The 15,890-nt window shown below is 43.4% G+C and carries 18 protein-coding genes; 13 read left to right on the forward strand and 5 right to left on the reverse strand.

Translation table 11 applies throughout. The features are described from left to right. The first annotated feature begins 126 nt into the window (after window positions 1–126). The 5 genes from petA (at window position 127) to sspB (ending at window position 3,935) form a co-directional block, all read left to right on the forward strand. A complete protein-coding gene (petA, locus tag VTH8203_RS02385) occupies window positions 127–717 on the forward strand; it encodes a ubiquinol-cytochrome c reductase iron-sulfur subunit (protein ID WP_096992204.1) in 591 nt (196 codons plus the stop codon). Further along, entirely contained in the window at window positions 717–1,982 is a 1,266-nt protein-coding gene (locus VTH8203_RS02390) for a cytochrome b (RefSeq protein ID WP_096992205.1), read from the forward strand. Before petA ends, VTH8203_RS02390 begins: the two co-directional genes overlap by 1 nt. After that, the gene (locus tag VTH8203_RS02395) at window positions 1,979–2,716 is read left to right on the forward strand and encodes a cytochrome c1 (protein WP_096992206.1); all 738 of its coding nucleotides are present in this window, start codon (window positions 1,979–1,981) and stop codon (window positions 2,714–2,716) included. Before VTH8203_RS02390 ends, VTH8203_RS02395 begins: the two co-directional genes overlap by 4 nt. Window positions 2,717–2,804: 88 nt before the next feature. After that, the gene (gene sspA / locus VTH8203_RS02400; RefSeq protein ID WP_006075657.1) at window positions 2,805–3,440 is read left to right on the forward strand and encodes a stringent starvation protein SspA; all 636 of its coding nucleotides are present in this window, start codon (window positions 2,805–2,807) and stop codon (window positions 3,438–3,440) included. Between the two features lie 6 nt (window positions 3,441–3,446). Then, window positions 3,447–3,935: a ClpXP protease specificity-enhancing factor gene (sspB, locus tag VTH8203_RS02405; protein ID WP_096992315.1), complete on the forward strand. Its 489-nt coding sequence runs from the start codon at window positions 3,447–3,449 to the stop codon at window positions 3,933–3,935. 466 nt (window positions 3,936–4,401) lie between these two features. On the opposite strand, the gene VTH8203_RS02415 is transcribed toward sspB, so the two are convergent. Next, window positions 4,402–5,085: a GntR family transcriptional regulator gene (locus VTH8203_RS02415; RefSeq protein ID WP_096992207.1), complete on the reverse strand. Its 684-nt coding sequence runs from the start codon at window positions 5,083–5,085 to the stop codon at window positions 4,402–4,404. Between the two features lie 154 nt (window positions 5,086–5,239). Further along, window positions 5,240–6,652 carry a pyruvate kinase PykF gene (gene pykF, locus VTH8203_RS02420; RefSeq protein ID WP_096992208.1) on the reverse strand — a complete coding sequence of 471 codons (1,413 nt, stop codon included), beginning with the start codon at window positions 6,650–6,652 and terminating at the stop codon, window positions 5,240–5,242. Window positions 6,653–7,186: 534 nt separating this feature from the next. Between pykF and VTH8203_RS02425 the strand changes: the two genes are divergently transcribed. After that, complete coding sequence (locus VTH8203_RS02425) at window positions 7,187–7,852, forward strand: HAD-IA family hydrolase (protein ID WP_096992209.1); 666 nt, start codon at window positions 7,187–7,189, stop codon at window positions 7,850–7,852. Between the two features lie 18 nt (window positions 7,853–7,870). Here the strand turns inward: VTH8203_RS02425 and VTH8203_RS02430 are convergent, their stop codons facing one another. Together VTH8203_RS02430 and VTH8203_RS24835 are read right to left on the reverse strand one after the other, a co-directional pair. Next, window positions 7,871–8,620, reverse strand: a complete 750-nt coding sequence (locus tag VTH8203_RS02430) for a metalloregulator ArsR/SmtB family transcription factor (RefSeq protein ID WP_096992210.1) — start codon at window positions 8,618–8,620, stop codon at window positions 7,871–7,873. 136 nt (window positions 8,621–8,756) lie between these two features. Continuing rightward, entirely contained in the window at window positions 8,757–8,918 is a 162-nt protein-coding gene (locus VTH8203_RS24835; protein WP_208617710.1) for a hypothetical protein, read from the reverse strand. Window positions 8,919–9,148: 230 nt separating this feature from the next. Here VTH8203_RS24835 and VTH8203_RS02435 point away from each other — a divergent pair, with 230 nt between their 5' ends. The 7 genes from VTH8203_RS02435 to arsB all read left to right on the forward strand — a co-directional run bounded on the left by VTH8203_RS02435 (window position 9,149) and on the right by arsB (window position 14,936). After that, the gene (locus VTH8203_RS02435) at window positions 9,149–9,880 is read left to right on the forward strand and encodes an SIS domain-containing protein (RefSeq protein WP_279627161.1); all 732 of its coding nucleotides are present in this window, start codon (window positions 9,149–9,151) and stop codon (window positions 9,878–9,880) included. 181 nt (window positions 9,881–10,061) lie between these two features. After that, window positions 10,062–10,385 carry an ArsR/SmtB family transcription factor gene (locus VTH8203_RS02440; protein ID WP_062459922.1) on the forward strand — a complete coding sequence of 108 codons (324 nt, stop codon included), beginning with the start codon at window positions 10,062–10,064 and terminating at the stop codon, window positions 10,383–10,385. Window positions 10,386–10,438: 53 nt separating this feature from the next. Then, the gene (locus VTH8203_RS02445) at window positions 10,439–11,443 is read left to right on the forward strand and encodes an ArsJ-associated glyceraldehyde-3-phosphate dehydrogenase (protein WP_096992211.1); all 1,005 of its coding nucleotides are present in this window, start codon (window positions 10,439–10,441) and stop codon (window positions 11,441–11,443) included. Between the two features lie 2 nt (window positions 11,444–11,445). Beyond that, window positions 11,446–11,940 carry a cyclin-dependent kinase inhibitor 3 family protein gene (locus VTH8203_RS02450; protein WP_096992316.1) on the forward strand — a complete coding sequence of 165 codons (495 nt, stop codon included), beginning with the start codon at window positions 11,446–11,448 and terminating at the stop codon, window positions 11,938–11,940. Window positions 11,941–12,124: 184 nt separating this feature from the next. Beyond that, complete coding sequence (arsJ, locus tag VTH8203_RS02455; protein ID WP_096992212.1) at window positions 12,125–13,345, forward strand: organoarsenical effux MFS transporter ArsJ; 1,221 nt, start codon at window positions 12,125–12,127, stop codon at window positions 13,343–13,345. Between the two features lie 132 nt (window positions 13,346–13,477). After that, window positions 13,478–13,786 (forward strand): ArsR/SmtB family transcription factor, encoded by a 309-nt coding sequence (locus VTH8203_RS02460; RefSeq protein WP_244181135.1) that lies wholly within the window; start codon window positions 13,478–13,480, stop codon window positions 13,784–13,786. 100 nt (window positions 13,787–13,886) lie between these two features. Beyond that, window positions 13,887–14,936: an ACR3 family arsenite efflux transporter gene (gene arsB, locus VTH8203_RS02465; protein WP_244181133.1), complete on the forward strand. Its 1,050-nt coding sequence runs from the start codon at window positions 13,887–13,889 to the stop codon at window positions 14,934–14,936. A gap of 44 nt (window positions 14,937–14,980) precedes the next feature. Here arsB and VTH8203_RS02470 read toward each other — a convergent pair whose 3' ends face one another. After that, on the reverse strand, window positions 14,981–15,829 hold the full coding sequence (locus tag VTH8203_RS02470) for a GGDEF domain-containing protein (RefSeq protein ID WP_208617711.1): 849 nt from the start codon (window positions 15,827–15,829) through the stop codon (window positions 14,981–14,983). Window positions 15,830–15,890: the final 61 nt, after the last annotated feature.

The following is a 15,890-nucleotide window of genomic DNA, read 5'->3' on the forward strand; positions in this document are numbered from 1 at the left end:
AGATTTGGTTCGTTCAATTCAAGGAAAATAACCCAAGGAATGGTTCCCCGTACGGTTATTTAACATGAAAGAGCAACTTGGATTCGCTCGGTATTGACCCAAAGGAGCAAATGGGAGAAATGTTGGATGAGCAATGCGCCTTTAAATAACGGTCGCAGGCGTTTCCTTACTGCTACAACTGCGGTTGTGGGTGGTTTGGGAGCAGCTGCAGTCGCCGTTCCTTTTATTAAATCTTGGAACCCAAGTGCCAAAGCTAAAGCTGCTGGAGCCCCTGTTGAGGTGGAAGTCAGCAAGCTCGAAGAAGGCCAAATGGTCCGTGTCGAATGGCAAGGTAAACCGGTTTGGATCGTACGTCGAGCACAGTCAGTTTTGGACAACCTGACCACGATCGATGGTCAACTACGAGACCCTAACTCTGTAGAAGAGCAGCAACCAGAATATGCACAAAATGAATTCCGCTCAATAAAACCCGAGTATTTTGTTGCGGTTGGTTTTTGTACTCACCTAGGATGTTCACCAACTTATCTACCAGACACTTTTAGTGAACAAGTTCAAGGTGTGCGCTCTGGTTTCTTCTGTCCATGTCACGGTTCTAAATTCGACATGGCAGGACGTGTATTCCAGAGTGTTCCCGCACCACTAAACCTAGTGGTCCCTAAACATATGTATTTGAGTGATACGAAGATACTCATTGGTGTTGATGAGGGGGATGCATAATGCAAGCGTTACTTGATTGGGTAGAAAAACGTATACCAGCGATGAATGCTTATAAAAAGCATTTATCTGAGTACCCGATGCCGAAGAACTTCAACTTTTGGTATCTATTTGGCTCTTTGGCCATGCTTGTTCTTGTTAACCAGATCCTTACCGGTATTTGGTTAACCATGAACTACGTGCCTTCAGGTGAGGGCGCATTTGCCTCTGTTGAATACATTATGCGCGATGTGGAATATGGCTGGCTACTCCGTTATATGCACTCTACAGGTGCTTCAGCATTCTTCGTCGTTGTTTATCTTCATATGTTCCGTGGCCTTATTTACGGTTCATATCAAAAGCCTCGTGAGCTGTTGTGGGTCTTCGGCATGCTCATCTTCCTAGTACTAATGGCTGAAGCGTTCATGGGCTATTTGTTACCATGGGGTCAAATGTCATACTGGGGCGCACAGGTAATCATTTCACTATTTGGTGCTATTCCTGTTATTGGTGATGATCTAACGCTTTGGATTCGTGGTGACTACATTATCTCAGGAGCGACGCTCAACCGCTTCTTTGCTTTGCATGTTATCGCACTGCCTATCGTGCTACTTCTTCTTATCGTTCTTCACGTATTGGCCCTTCACGAAGTGGGTTCAAACAACCCTGATGGTATCGAGACTAAGCTACCAAAAGGGACAATGGGCGACGATTATAAAACTCAGTTTAAGTTCCACGACTACTACAGTAAGAAATACGACATCATCGACTCTATCCCATTCCATCCGTATGGAACTGTCAAAGATATGGTCGGTATTGCAGGCTTCTTCTTCCTATTCTGTTATGTGTTGTTCTTCAACCCAGAAATGGGCGGCTACTTCCTTGAGCCACCTAACTTTGAAGCAGCAAACCCTCTGAAAACACCGGAGCACATTGCCCCTGTATGGTATTTCACGCCGTTCTACGCGATTCTTCGTGCCGTACCAGATAAGCTACTAGGTGTTGTGGCAATGGGATTGTCGATTGTTTTCCTATTCCTACTCCCATGGTTTGACCGTTGTAAAGTACGCTCTTATCGCTACAGAAGTAAGATTCATCTACTGAACATTATCCAGTTCACCATTAGCTTTATCGCTTTGGGTATTCTTGGTGCGTTACCGGCAACGCCAACGTATACGCTACTGGCTCAGATCTTCAGTTTAGGTTACTTCATGTTCTTCATTTTGCTGTATTTCTATAGTAAGAATGAAAAAACTAAGCCATTGCCAGAGAGGGTGACGTTCAAATGAAAAAGTGGATTGTAGTACTTTTCGCATTGCTTCCTTCTTTAGCATTAGCTGCTGGTGGTAATGTTCATCTAGATAAAGCAAACAATGATTTGAGTGATCAAGCATCACTTCAAAATGGCGCAAAGCTGTTTATGAACTACTGCTTTGCGTGTCACTCGACCCAATATCAACGTTATGAGCGAGTCGCTAATGACCTAGGTATTCCTGTCGACCTAGCTAAAGAGAATCTGGTTTTTGATCCAGAAGCGAAGATAGGTGACTTGATGGTGAATGCGATGCCACAGAAGCAAGCTGCGGCTTGGTTCGGTGCTGCGCCGCCAGATCTGACTCTTGTTGCACGTGTTCGTGGGGTAGATTGGTTATATACCTATTTGCGTTCCTTCTACGTCGACCCAAGCCGTCCATTTGGTGTGAATAACGTCACGTTCCCGAATGTCGGTATGCCACATGTGCTTGAGGAACTTCAAGGTATTCCAACACCTATCTACGAAACGCAAGTCGTTGATGGTGAAGAAGTTCAAGTGGTTGTTGGTACGGAAACGAATGGCCGGGGTGAACTCAGTCCGAGTGAATATGATGATGCGGTCCGCGATTTAGTGAACTTCCTAGAGTATTCTGGTGACCCTGTGAAACTTGAGCGTCACGCTTTAGGTTGGTGGGTGATGGGATTCCTAGTCATTTTCACGATTGTGGTTGTGTTGCTCAAGAAAGAGTATTGGCGTGATGTACACTAATTGTGCTATAATTTCGCGCTAATTCCAAATTTGTTCACAATGGAGGCAACGCCTCCATTGTTTTTTTGTAAGTATCCCGGAGGGCTCCATGGCTGTAGCTGCCAATAAACGTTCTGTGATGACTCTTTTTTCAAGTGCTACCGATTTATATAGCCATCAGGTTCGAATCGTTTTAGCAGAGAAAGGCGTCAGTGTTGAAGTTGAGTTAGTGGATGAAATGAACATCCCTGCTGAGCTTGCTGAGCTAAACCCTTATAAGACCGTTCCTACTTTGGTTGATCGTGAGCTAGCCCTTTACGACTCAAAAATCATTATGGAATATCTTGATGAGCGTTTCCCTCATCCGCCTCTAATGCCGGTTTACCCAGTTGCACGTGGTAATAGCCGACTAATGATTTACCGCATTGAGCGTAACTGGTATACGCTAGCGGAAAAAGTCATGAAAGGTTCTGCTGAAGAATCTGAGGCTGCTCGCAATAAACTACGTAATGATCTTCTGACTCTTGCACCGATTTTTGCTGAGTACGAATACTTCATGAGTGAAGAATTCAGCTTGATCGATTGCTACCTAGCACCACTACTATGGCGCTTACCTGAAATGGGTATCGAGCTAATTGGTCCTGGTTCTAAAGAGATCAAAGTTTATATGAATCGTGTCTTTGAACGTGATTCATTCCTTGCTTCACTAACTGAAGCTGAACGTGAGATGCGTTTGGTTCGCTAAGTGACCATGGATATTGAAAAAATGACACCTCGCCGACCATATATGCTTCGTGCATTTTATGATTGGCTGGTGGAAAATGATCTAACACCACACATTGTTGTCGATGCAATGTTGCCTGGAGTTCGTGTTCCTCAAGAGTTTATTCAGGATGGCCAAATCATATTGAATATAGCTCCGAGAGCAGTCGGTCAACTGGAGCTAGGTAATGAAGCGATTACTTTTCATGCTCGTTTTGGTGGTCGACCACACTCAGTAATCGTACCTCTCTATTCTGTGCAAGCTATTTATGCTCGTGAGAATGGCGCTGGCACGATGTTTGAGCCAGAAGATGCCTATCTTTCGATTGAAGAAGAAGACATCACAGAGGCTTCACCAGTTTCTGGACTCTCTGTCGCATCGGAGCTTGAAACTTCTGAGCAGGAAACGCCTTCTTCTGACGGTGATGATGAACCGCCGAAGCCAAAGGGTCGTCCAAGCTTACGTGTGGTGAAATAGACATAAGACAAAAAAGCTGCAGATGATTGCAGCTTTTTTTATTCCTAGAAAACTCACAAGAACGCTCTTATCAATCAATTCTATTCATTGGATGTCTTTATCTTGAAAGGTGAAAAATACGTGCCACTGTATTAGACTAAAGTCTAATGCTGGTTAAAACTTGACCTGAAAGCGATAATCAGTAAACTACCAGTTCTTGAATGGAAGTAACATTTTTTATAAACACTTTTACTGATTTCAAGAACGGAATTCTTCAAGCTTTTGACAAATACCTTTAGGATGTCAAATAGTTGGGTGGTAGAGGTTCGTTATGTACAATCACTTTTTGGTAAGACTTACCATAGGAACTCTTGTTGTTTTAGGTATCAAGCTTAGTGCATTATACTTTTTGCCTATGGTGTTGCTATTGAATACGCATCATAAAGAGTTCTTCGGATGGTAAAAATCGGGGCTTGCCCCGATTTTTTTATGTCATTTCAATGTCGTCTACCGTTGACTCTATCTCTTTCATCATTCGATTTACCCGCTCAGCAAGTTGCTGCTTGGCCCCATCGAGGTCTTTATCGAGAGTGAGTTTCATGATCTTTTCATGTTCGTCGAGATTGAATAACTCAGAAAAATTCTTTGGTGAATGGTTGAGCGAAATGCGTCGATAGCGCTTAACTTGTCTAATAATATCAGTGAAAAACTCAAGCATATTCTTAGAAAAACAACCACTTAAAAGAGAAGTATAAAAGGCCTCTTGACGCTCCTCCCACTCTTGCCAATTGAAGTTTTCACCCTGGAACTTAAAGCGCGATAATTTGTGGAATTCGGTCAGTATTTCCAGTTCCCAACCTTCATTGCCTTCCTTGATCGATTTTTCTAGAAGAACAGAAGAAACTACTTTAAGGCTTTCATGGAGGTCATAGAGTTCGACCTTAGAAATAGGCGCAACCCAGCATCCTTTTTGTGGTTCAAGCTTCACGTACTTGATCCACGAAAGCTGAATTAATGCCTCTCGGATAGGGGATGCTCCTACGTTATATTTTTCTTTAAGCTCAGCGACAACCAGTTTTTGGTTCGGTTTAAGCTCTCCGGAAAGTATATCCTGACAGATAAGCTTAGCTACTTTGTCTGTCAAAGTTGGGCTAGACACAATGCACCTCATTAACTCAATAGAATTACCTAAAAGCAACTCAGCGGTATGCTGTGTTGTAAAAATGCAAGGATAGTACAGTGTGTTGAAAAACTGGGCAAGATAATTACAAAAAAAAGAGGACCTAGGTCCTCTTTTTATAGATGTTCTGAATGTACTGTAAGAATTATAGTACGTGAACAGACGCTGTGTTAGTTGTGCCTGAAGCGACTAGTGCACCAGAAACCATCACAACGATATCGCCTTTCTTACCAAAACCAGACTCTAGAGCGTATTCTTTACCGTTTTTGTAGAATGCATCTGTGCTTGCAATAGAATCAACAAGAACTGGACGAACACCCTTAGTAAGAACTAGCTGTGCAGCAGTCTTAGGGTTAGTCGTTAGTGCAACGATACTTGCAGTAGGGAAGTACTTACGTACAGAACGTGCAGATTTACCGCCTTCAGTCGCTACGATGATTAGCGGAGCAGCTAGTTTCTCTGCTGTGTCTACTGCGCCTTTACACACTGCTTCAGTAATGCGTAGGCGTGGGCTGTCTAGACGAGAACCTAGTTCAGCTTTTAGTGCACCGTCAGTACGGTTAGCGATTTGAGCCATGATAGTTACCGCTTCAACAGGGTACTTACCTTTCGCTGTCTCACCTGAAAGCATTACTGCATCAGTACCGTCCATGATTGCGTTTGCAACGTCACCCGCTTCAGCACGAGTTGGGCGTGGGTTGTTGATCATAGAATCGAGCATTTGAGTTGCAGTGATAACTGTCTTACGAGCACGGTTACACTTCTCGATCATCATCTTCTGAGCGAAGATTACTTCTTCCGCTGGGATCTCAACACCTAGGTCGCCACGAGCAACCATGATACCGTCAGAAAGTTCTAGGATCTCGTCGAAGTTATCAACACCTTCTTGGTTCTCGATCTTAGAGATAATATGAATATTCTCACCGCCATTTGCGTTTAGAACCTCACGGATTTCTTTAACGTCAGATGCTTTACGGATGAAAGATGCGGCAACGAAGTCAACACCTTGCTCACAACCAAATTTAAGGTCGTTTTTGTCTTTTTCAGATAGAGCAGGAAGTTGAACTGAAACGCCTGGTAGGTTAACACCTTTGTTTTCGCCTAGAGCACCATTGTTAAGAACTTTACACTTAACTTCAGTATCAGTTGTTGAGATAACTTTCATTTCGATTAGGCCGTCATCTACTAGGATAGTGTTACCAGCAGAAAGGTCTTTTGCGAAACCAGCGTAAGTAACAGCAACAGTGTCTTTGTTACCAACAACAGAGATATCTGTTGTGAAAGTGAATTCTTGACCAGCTACTAGATCAACGTCGTTGCCGCCTTCTAGTTTGATAGTACGAATTTCTGGACCTTTAGTGTCTAGAAGAATAGCAAGTTGCTTGCCTGTGTTTGCCATTACTTCACGGAAGTTAGCAATACGAGTACCGTGTTCTTCGTAGTCACCGTGAGAGAAGTTAAGACGCATAACGTTCATGCCAGCGTTTACTAGCTCAGTTAGCTTCTCTACTGATTCAGTTTTAGGGCCAATCGTACATACGATTTTGGTCTTTTTCATGGAAGATACTCTCCGAGTAAATATTATTACAATTTGAAAGTTAGTATTAGTCGCTCTAGAAGGCTAGGGATGCCCATAAATAATTCACATGGGCTATCAAATGTCTTGCCTATCTTGCTTCTTCTAGAAATGAAAGTCTTTCAACAAGTTTAGTCATTTTATAACCAACTGAGACGCTTTCTTGGTCAGTTTTTTTGAGCTAATCCACTATATTTCGATAAGATTACAAAAAAATAACCGCTAATTCTGTAATTTTGTTTCTTTTCAGACACGAATTCTACCACTGAATTGATCGGATTTCACTGTGCATAACTTGTTTTAGAGCAAGGTTTCGGCGCTTAGTATTTAATTTTTGGATCAAAATAAATAATCCAGATGAATGGGCATCATTTGGTAACTTTTTTTCAAAATAGTCGTCCATACGGTACCAATGTTTCGTCCATTGAAGCCAATAAACCCTGATGATATTGTGTGCTCTTTATGATGTTTTGTTGCTCAAAGACAACAAGCTGAAATCAGGTGGTGAAATAAACTATGGCATCCAACCGAATCAAATGCGTGATTTTTGATTGCGATGGGACACTGATCGATAGTGAACGCTTGTGCTTGCAAGCGATTGTCGAGGTATTGCGCAATATCGGCGTCGAGGTGAATTACGATGATGTCAAAGACAAGTTCCAAGGCGTGAAGTTGGAAGTGATCTTTGGGGCGCTGGTTGGCGATCATGCCAAGCTTGATAATGACGGTTTAACTCGGCTTATTCGTCACTATCGCTTGCGCTGCAAGGAGTTATTTACTGAACAATTAACCGTTATTGATGGCGTCTACGATGTATTGGATGAACTGAAGGCGAACAATATTGCAGTATGTATTGCTTCAAATGCACCTCATGAGAAGATGGCATTTACATTGCCATTAACTCAATTAGACCGCTACTTCGAAGGAGCGGTTTTCAGTGCTTTGGATGCCAATGCCTGGAAGCCCGATCCAAAACTGCTGCATTACGTTATGGATAAAATGCAAGTCAGCCCAGATGAGTGCTTATTTATTGATGACTCTCTTGTCGGTATTCAAGCGGGCGTTGATGCCAATGTCACTACTTTGTATTTTTCTCATGCGGAACCGCACAAAGAAACCTCAATCAACAGCTCATATTTGCATCATATTACGGAAATGCGCCAATTGCTGCGCTTTATTTGATGACTGGACAGTGAGCAACTAGTTATGTTTATCTGGGCGGTTGGTAGATTGGTTAAGTAACTGATTAGCGGCCACTAAAGCACCTCTCATGCTAACAACTGAAGCATCTAGAATGTCGATCGCCCAGAGCGGCAGTTTGCCAGAAATAGAGTAGAACGCCCACTGACCTTTTCTACGATCTGAAACGATCCCGCAATTTCTTAGTACAGCGAGTGCTCGAGAAGTTTTAGGTTGAGATTCTTGTAATGCATCGCACAATTCCCCAACACTCAGCTCAACTTCAGTAAAGATCAACAATGTGATCATTAGACGAGTCTGATCGCCTAAACATTTGTGGAGAACGAGAGGATCAAAGTCTAAATCGTTAGTTGGTTGATGTACCGTGACAAACAAATTGATGCGCTTTTGTAGATCATATAAAGAGGCTTCGAAAGAGGAATCAGAGAGTGAAGTTGGCGCGGGAAGATCCCAATAGATACTCTCTTGAGTGTTTTCAAACACGCCGCATTCCCTCTGAGCTGAAGAACAGAGGGTAATAACGTAGTCAAAATACGTATCTTTAAACTCATCGACTGATTTTGACCGCAACTCATCGGTTGGAAAATCTGCATTATCCAACGTTTCTATCGTTCTGACGTCAACCTGACTTGGACTACTCCCAGCACTATAAGCCTGATAAAGCTCAGCATAATCGCGATTTACTATCGCTTCCGCCAATTGTGAACGTGCTGAATTGCCTCGACAGACAAAGAGAATCTTTTTGGTCATGATTTCCTCAAGAGATTGAGCGTAACAGTATGGTTGCTGGCAGTATTATGGGAGTTATTGATAGTGAAAGAAAGACCTTTCATGACAGAAAGGCCTAACCTAGCGAAACATCAGGAGTGGTATATTTTGGGAGGAATTAAGCGGCTGTGGCGAGCTTCCCATCAGCGATCGCTCTTAGTTGTTGCATCGTTTCTGCATAACTACCAGGTTTACCAGTCGATTCTTTGGTGCAGCCATTGACAGTGATTTGCAATGTGGCTTTCGATTCGAAAGTGACCAAGCGGTTAGCTGCCAGCATTGGACATTAGAGGTTTAGTGATTCAAGTGCACACTCGTCGCTGACAGGTGCAGAAAATCCAGTAGTTTTAGGGTTATAATGAAGGAAATACTTTGAGAGCTGTGTTGAAAGTTGTGAACTCGAATCAGGTAATCCCCAATATACGCATGATGATGCCGTCGCTGACTAAGACGGAACAATCGATAGCTGAAAACTTTTTGCAGCCACATTTCTTGCAATAATCGACCTCAATAAATGAGGTTGCCGAACGGTTAAGTGTTTCTCCAGCGCTGATTGTCAAAGTATCGAAGAAATTGGGCTTTAGTGGATTTAAACAGCTGAAAGAGTCGCGTTATGAGCAGAGCGAAGCCCAATCTTATGCATCAAGTGAGCGTTTGTTGCCAGATGATAGTGTTGAAAAGATAGTGTCAAAGGTGCTGCAAAACTCCATTAATGCTCTGACTGAGATCCTCAATTTTGTGGATGTTGGAATGGTCGATGCCGCGGCGGATGCGCTTCTAAAAGCACGTAATATTGAGCTTTTCGCAGTGGGTGGATCGAGCATTATTTGTGAAGATTTTCAGCATGAGCTGCTACGTATCGGTATTAAATCGTCAGTCCCTAAAGATCGTCACTTAATGCTGATGTCAGCGAGCATTATGACAGACCAAGACGTTGTGTTGGTGGTCTCTCATTCTGGTCAGACGGTTGATCTTATGGATGCGGTGCGTCAGGCAAAACAGTCCGGTGCAACGGTGATTTCTATTACCAACAACTATCATGCTGAACTGTCATCCTTGTCGGATATCCCACTTTATGCGCCAGCGTCGCCCGAGCCTGTACTTGGCAAAAACGGCACTGCACGTTTGGTTAAATTGGCGATGATCGACAGTTTGTATGCCACCATGGCAAGCAAAATGCCATCTTTAGCGGAAGAGAGCTTGAGTAAAACCATCAGAGCTGTGGAAAGGCTTCATCGATAGCCAACAGTTAAATATATATTTTATTACTCCATTTAAGCCCGTCGACTGTCAAAAGTAGGTGGGCTTTTTTCTGCTTCTTAATCAATTCAAACATGAAGGTTTTATGACAGGTCAAAAAGATCCTTGACTCTTAATATATAAAAATTAATATATACGCATATTCATATATAGGTGTTTAATTATGCTTCCACATGAGTTTTTCAAATTGATGTCTGATGAAACACGTATCCGAACCTTGTTGTGGGTATCTGCGAATGAATCGGTTTGTGTGAATAGTCTTGTTGAGGCACTGGGAGAGAGCCAACCCAAAGTCTCAAGACATTTGGCGATGCTAAGGCAAGCAGGTGTACTCAAAGATACTCGTAAAGGACAGCATGTTTTTTACAGTTTGGCAGAAGGGCTGCCGGGCTGGTTATACAGAACCTTGAAAGGGCTTGAGCAATCGAACTGCTTGCAAAGCGCCTATCAACTAAACTTTAACGAACTTGTGCCACCTTCTAAGTAAGCATCAGGCGTTGGTTCACTACCAAATGTATTAAGTAATTAAGAGATTGAGTTATGGCGATTAAAGTAGGTATTAACGGATTTGGTCGAATTGGTCGTTTGGCACTGCGTGCGGCTTTCGATTGGCAAGAATTAGAATTTGTATTGATCAACGATGTCACAGGCGATGCCACCACACTAGGTCACCTGCTTGAATTCGATTCAGTGCAAGGTACCTGGCATCATGGTGTGACAGTCGAAGGTAATGAGCTTGTCATTGATGGTAAACGCATTAAAACCACGCAAGAGCGCGATATCGACGCGATCGATTGGTCTGACTGTGACGTGGTGATTGAAGCAACGGGTGTGCACCGTAAAACTGAATTCTTGAATAAATACTTAAAACAAGGTGTTAAGCGTGTTGTAGTTTCTGCTCCAGTGAAAGAGGAAGGCATTGCTAATATCGTCGTCGGCGTTAACGACGACATTTTCGATGCTGAAGTACATCGCATTGTCACGGCAGCATCATGCACGACTAACTGTATTGCGCCTGTGGTGAAAGTAATTCACGAAAAATTGGGTATTGAGCAGTCATCGTTTACTACGATTCATGATCTGACTAATACTCAAACTATCCTGGATGCACCACACAAAGACCTACGTCGCGCTCGCGCTTGTGGTATGAGCCTGATTCCGACGACGACAGGCAGTGCAACCGCTATCGTTGAGATTTTCCCAGAGCTTAAGGGCAAGATTAATGGTCACGCTGTTCGTGTGCCGTTAGCGAATGCCTCTTTGACTGATATTATCTTTGACGTTAAACGTGACACTACGGCAGAAGAGGTCAACGCATTACTGAAAGAAGCATCAGAGGGTGAGCTGAAGGGAATTCTTGGCTTTGAAGAGCGACCATTAGTGTCCATCGATTATAAAGGTGATCAGCGTTCAACGATTGTCGATGCACAATCTACAATGGTGGTCGGCTCTCGCATGGTGAAAATCTATGCGTGGTATGACAATGAAATGGGCTATGCAACGCGCACGGCCGAATTGGTTCGTAAAGTCGGTCTAGCGGGGTAATGATGATGCATCCAACATGGGAACTTAAAGTAGATAACGTAGCGCTTGTATTAACGCCTTGTCCAGGCACTAAAGATGTGTCTTTGGATGATTCATTAGCGCAACTTAAAGCTCAAGGTGTGACGGTGATTGTGACGGCTCTTGACAATCACGAGATGGAGGAAGCCGGAGTCGCAGAGCTTGGTGTAAAAGCAAGAGCGCTGGGAATCAAATGGTTTCAAACTGCGATTGAAGATGATCGTGCGCCAAGTGTTGAATTTGCTGCGGATTGGAAAGCAATTTCGCCAGAATTACATCAGGCGGTTGAGGCGGGTGAAAAGATTGCAATGCACTGTATGGGTGGTTCGGGACGTACTGGTCTTCTAGCGGCTAATTTGCTGCTAGAGAAAGGTTGGGATCTTGAGACGATTCGCCGTGAAGTGCAGGCACTACGTCCAGGTGCATTTACCAAACCGCCACAAATCGACTATGTAGAGAAGTTGGCGGCGACGTTCTAATTGTCTCTCATTTTACTTCTAGCCCAATTACGGTATCAATGAAAACAGGCGTCTCGTTTTCATTGATACGCACGTTGGGTAGCGCCCTGCCTGAGCAGGGATGACGATGCTTTACTGAGTAACTCTGTTTGGCTGAGTTACTCGACTTTATACGAGTAATTAAACCTACTCAGGCAGAAGAATTATGTTGTCTAACCTTAGCAAAAGCGTTCGCCAGTATATGCTGGTTACTTTTAACTACTGGAATTTCACTATTACTGATGGTGCACTGCGCATGTTGGTGGTGCTGTATTTCCATGATCTAGGTTATAGCACCTTAGCTATTGCTTCTCTGTTTTTGTTCTATGAGTTCTTTGGTGTGGTCACTAACTTAATTGGTGGCTGGCTTGGGGCTCGCTTGGGGCTCAATCGAACCATGAACATCGGCCTTGGGATGCAGATCTTCGCTTTGTTGATGTTGGCTGTGCCGAGTGTCTGGCTAACCATCCCTTGGGTGATGGCTGCACAAGCGCTATCTGGAATCGCCAAAGATCTGAATAAAATGAGTGCGAAGAGCGCCATTAAGACGCTAGTGCCTGACGAGCAGCAAGGAGCACTCTACAAGTGGGTAGCGATTCTCACAGGTTCTAAAAATGCACTGAAAGGGGCCGGCTTCTTTATCGGTGGTCTACTGCTCTCGGTGCTCGGTTTCCAATATGCCGTTGCTGCCATGGCAGCTGTGCTTAGTTTGGTGTTTATAGGCAGTGTACTTAGCCTAGAAAGTGATATTGGTAAAGCGAAAGCGAAGCCTAAGTTTAAGCAGATTTTCTCTAAATCGGAGAGCATCAATATTCTGTCAGCGGCACGCATGTTCCTATTTGGCGCTCGCGATGTGTGGTTTGTTGTGGCATTGCCTATTTACCTTGGTTCGGTGTTCGGTTGGGACCATACATTAGTCGGTGGGTTTCTGGCTACGTGGGTAATTGCCTATGGCTTTGTTCAAGGCATTGCCCCAAAAATCACGGGCAAAGCCCAAGGAAAGGTGCCCGATGGCAGCGCAGCAATGTGGTGGGCATTAGCACTTGCGGCCGTGACTGGCATAATCGCTTATTGTGTTCAAATGCAGTGGCACCCAAAGGCTGTGATTGTAGTTGGATTATTGATTTTCGGTGCTATCTTTGCAGTAAACTCCTCGCTCCATAGCTATCTGATCGTCAGCTATGCCAAAGGTGATGGGGTTTCCATGGATGTAGGCTTTTACTACATGGCTAATGCGATGGGACGTTTAATTGGCACTGTGTTGTCTGGTTGGGTATTTCAAGTTGCAGGTCTGGCCGCGTGTATGTGGGTTTCTTTTGCCTTCCTTGTGCTCACAACTATTATTTCTATCCGTCTGCCTGGTGCACCGAAAGCGATCGCTCAGTAAGCCATAATATATCCATTTCAAAAGAGTTAATCGTTAAAAGACGATTGACTCTTTTTTATGTCAGGCGTATGTTTATCGTCAAAATACGATAGAGGGTAGCATGTGACGAATTGTACAGTTGATAATACTGAAATGTTTATTGCGTCAGAAGAGCAACTGGCTCAAGAGAAAAAACTGGCAACGCAAGCTAAAGCATTGTCTCATCCTGCTCGTGTTCGTATCTTACGAATTCTGTCAGATCTGGAGCGAGCTGGTGGTTGTTTAAACAGCGATTTGGTTTCTCAGTTGGGTCTTGCTCAATCAACGGTATCTGAGCATTTACGTATACTCAAAGTTGCCGGTTTTATTAGTGCAGAGCCGATACCACCAAAGGTGTGTTATCGAATCCAAAGAGAGGCGCTCAGTGATTTTGCTTTGCTAACACAATCGGTCTTTGATTGAGTAAAGTTTCTATCATTGACTGATGATTGAGTCGGCATTGCCGACTTTTATTACTATAATTTAATCGTTATTCGACGATTAACGATAGTGGAGAGTTAACATGTCCGAGTTAGCTATGGAACAACCGAAAAAACTAGGCTTCCTTGATCGCTTCCTTACTTTATGGATCTTTTTAGCGATGGGATTGGGGGTCGTTTTAGGGGTGACGTTTCCAAGCCAAATAGAGGGCTTGAATGAGTCTATGACAGCTGGCAGCACTAACATACCGCTTGCCATTGGTTTAATACTGATGATGTACCCGCCACTGGCAAAAGTAAATTACGGTCTGATGGGCGGTGTGCTCCAAGACAAAAAGGCTGTAACACTTTCATTGGTTATGAACTGGCTGGTTGGCCCAATTCTTATGTTTGTGCTGGCACTGATATTTCTGGGTGATGAACCTAGTTTAATGACTGGTGTTATCTTAATTGGCCTAGCTCGTTGCATTGCTATAGTGCTGGTGTGGAATGACATTGGTGGTGGTAACAAAGAGTACGGCGCAGCCTTAGTTGCATTAAATAGCGTATTCCAAATCATCACGTACAGCTTCCTTGCTTGGTTATTCATTACCGTGTTGCCACCAAAATTTGGTTTCCAAGGGCAGGTCGTGGACATCTCAATGGGTGAGATCGCTGAAAGTGTGATGATTTATCTAGGTATTCCTTTCTTAGCTGGATTTTTAAGTCGCAAGATCTTAGTCGCGAGGAAAGGCGAGCAGTGGTACAACGAAACCTTTATTCCTAAGGTTTCACCAATGACGCTAATCGCACTACTGGCTACCATCGTACTGATGTTCAGCCTCAAAGGTGAGATGATCGTTGAATTGCCGATGCAAGTGGTACGTGTGGCAATTCCACTTACTATTTACTTCTTTATGATGTTCTTTGTGAGTTTCTTTGTTGCTAAGAGAATGGGAGTTCCTTTTGATAAGAATGCCTCTATTGCCTACACCGCGACGGGGAATAACTTTGAACTGGCTATTGCTGTGGCAATTGCTGTATTTGGTTTGAATTCGCCGGAAGCGTTTGCTGGGGTGATTGGTCCTTTGATTGAGGTGCCAGTATTGATCGCGTTGGTGAACTTCACGCTTAAAATGAAAAAACGTTACTAATTCTGGGATGAAAGCGCAAAGCTGAGCAGTAGGCTCAGCTTTTTTTACAGTAGTGCTTTGGGCTTTTTGGTGCGTTTATCGTGCTTGCTTTGGTACATGGCAAGGTCGGCTTTTTTCAAAGTAATTCTTAAACTGGACTGAAATGATGCATAGCCAATACTGTGGCAAAGCTCTGGGTAGCTTTTAAAATCTTCCATAAACACTTGTTGTAGTTTTTCCAGCGCTTGGTGGAGCATCGCTTCCTCTTCATAATGAGTCAGTACAACAAATTCGTCGCCACCATAGCGAACAATCACATCTTGTTCTGAAAAACTATGTCGTAAACATCGAGCGAATCGAAGTAGCACCAAATCACCCTCACTGTGGCCACGGTTGTCATTGATCTGTTTGAAGTTATCAAGATCAATGACGATACAAAACCCCTTGTTCCAGCGAATAGAACTTAAGTAGGTTAGATTTCGTAGTTTAGTTAATGGGTCAGTATAGGCTTTGTTTTCAAAAAATTTGGCTTCCTGATGCAGTTCAGAAACATCAAAGCTGGTGGTGTAGATAAAAGATTCGCCTTCAATATCAACCTTAAATTTTAAAACGTTATAGTAGGACGTCTCGTGTAGGCTCTGAAACTTAACAATTTTAGGAACGCATTGACCAGACTCGATGTAATCAATACTGGCGTCATGACATTCTTGAAGCATACTCGCTAAGTTTTTAGGAACGATTTTCGCCAGTGCACTTGCTGTCATCCCTATTGGATTAACATCGGTAAATTGTCGCAGCCAGACAGTGAATTTGTCATTGATGTACACATATTCTTGGGATGAATTTCTAATCGACAGAAACCCAGGGAAATGGCGAAATAGTTCATTTGCTTGGTGATATGTCAAATCTGTCACTGCTAAAATCTCACTCAAGTAAGTCCGATTTTCCTACAGCTGAAAAGCGGCCGATGTAGTT

This window comes from Vibrio thalassae (assembly GCF_900089835.1).
GTDB classification, from domain to species: Bacteria; Pseudomonadota; Gammaproteobacteria; order Enterobacterales; family Vibrionaceae; genus Vibrio; species Vibrio thalassae.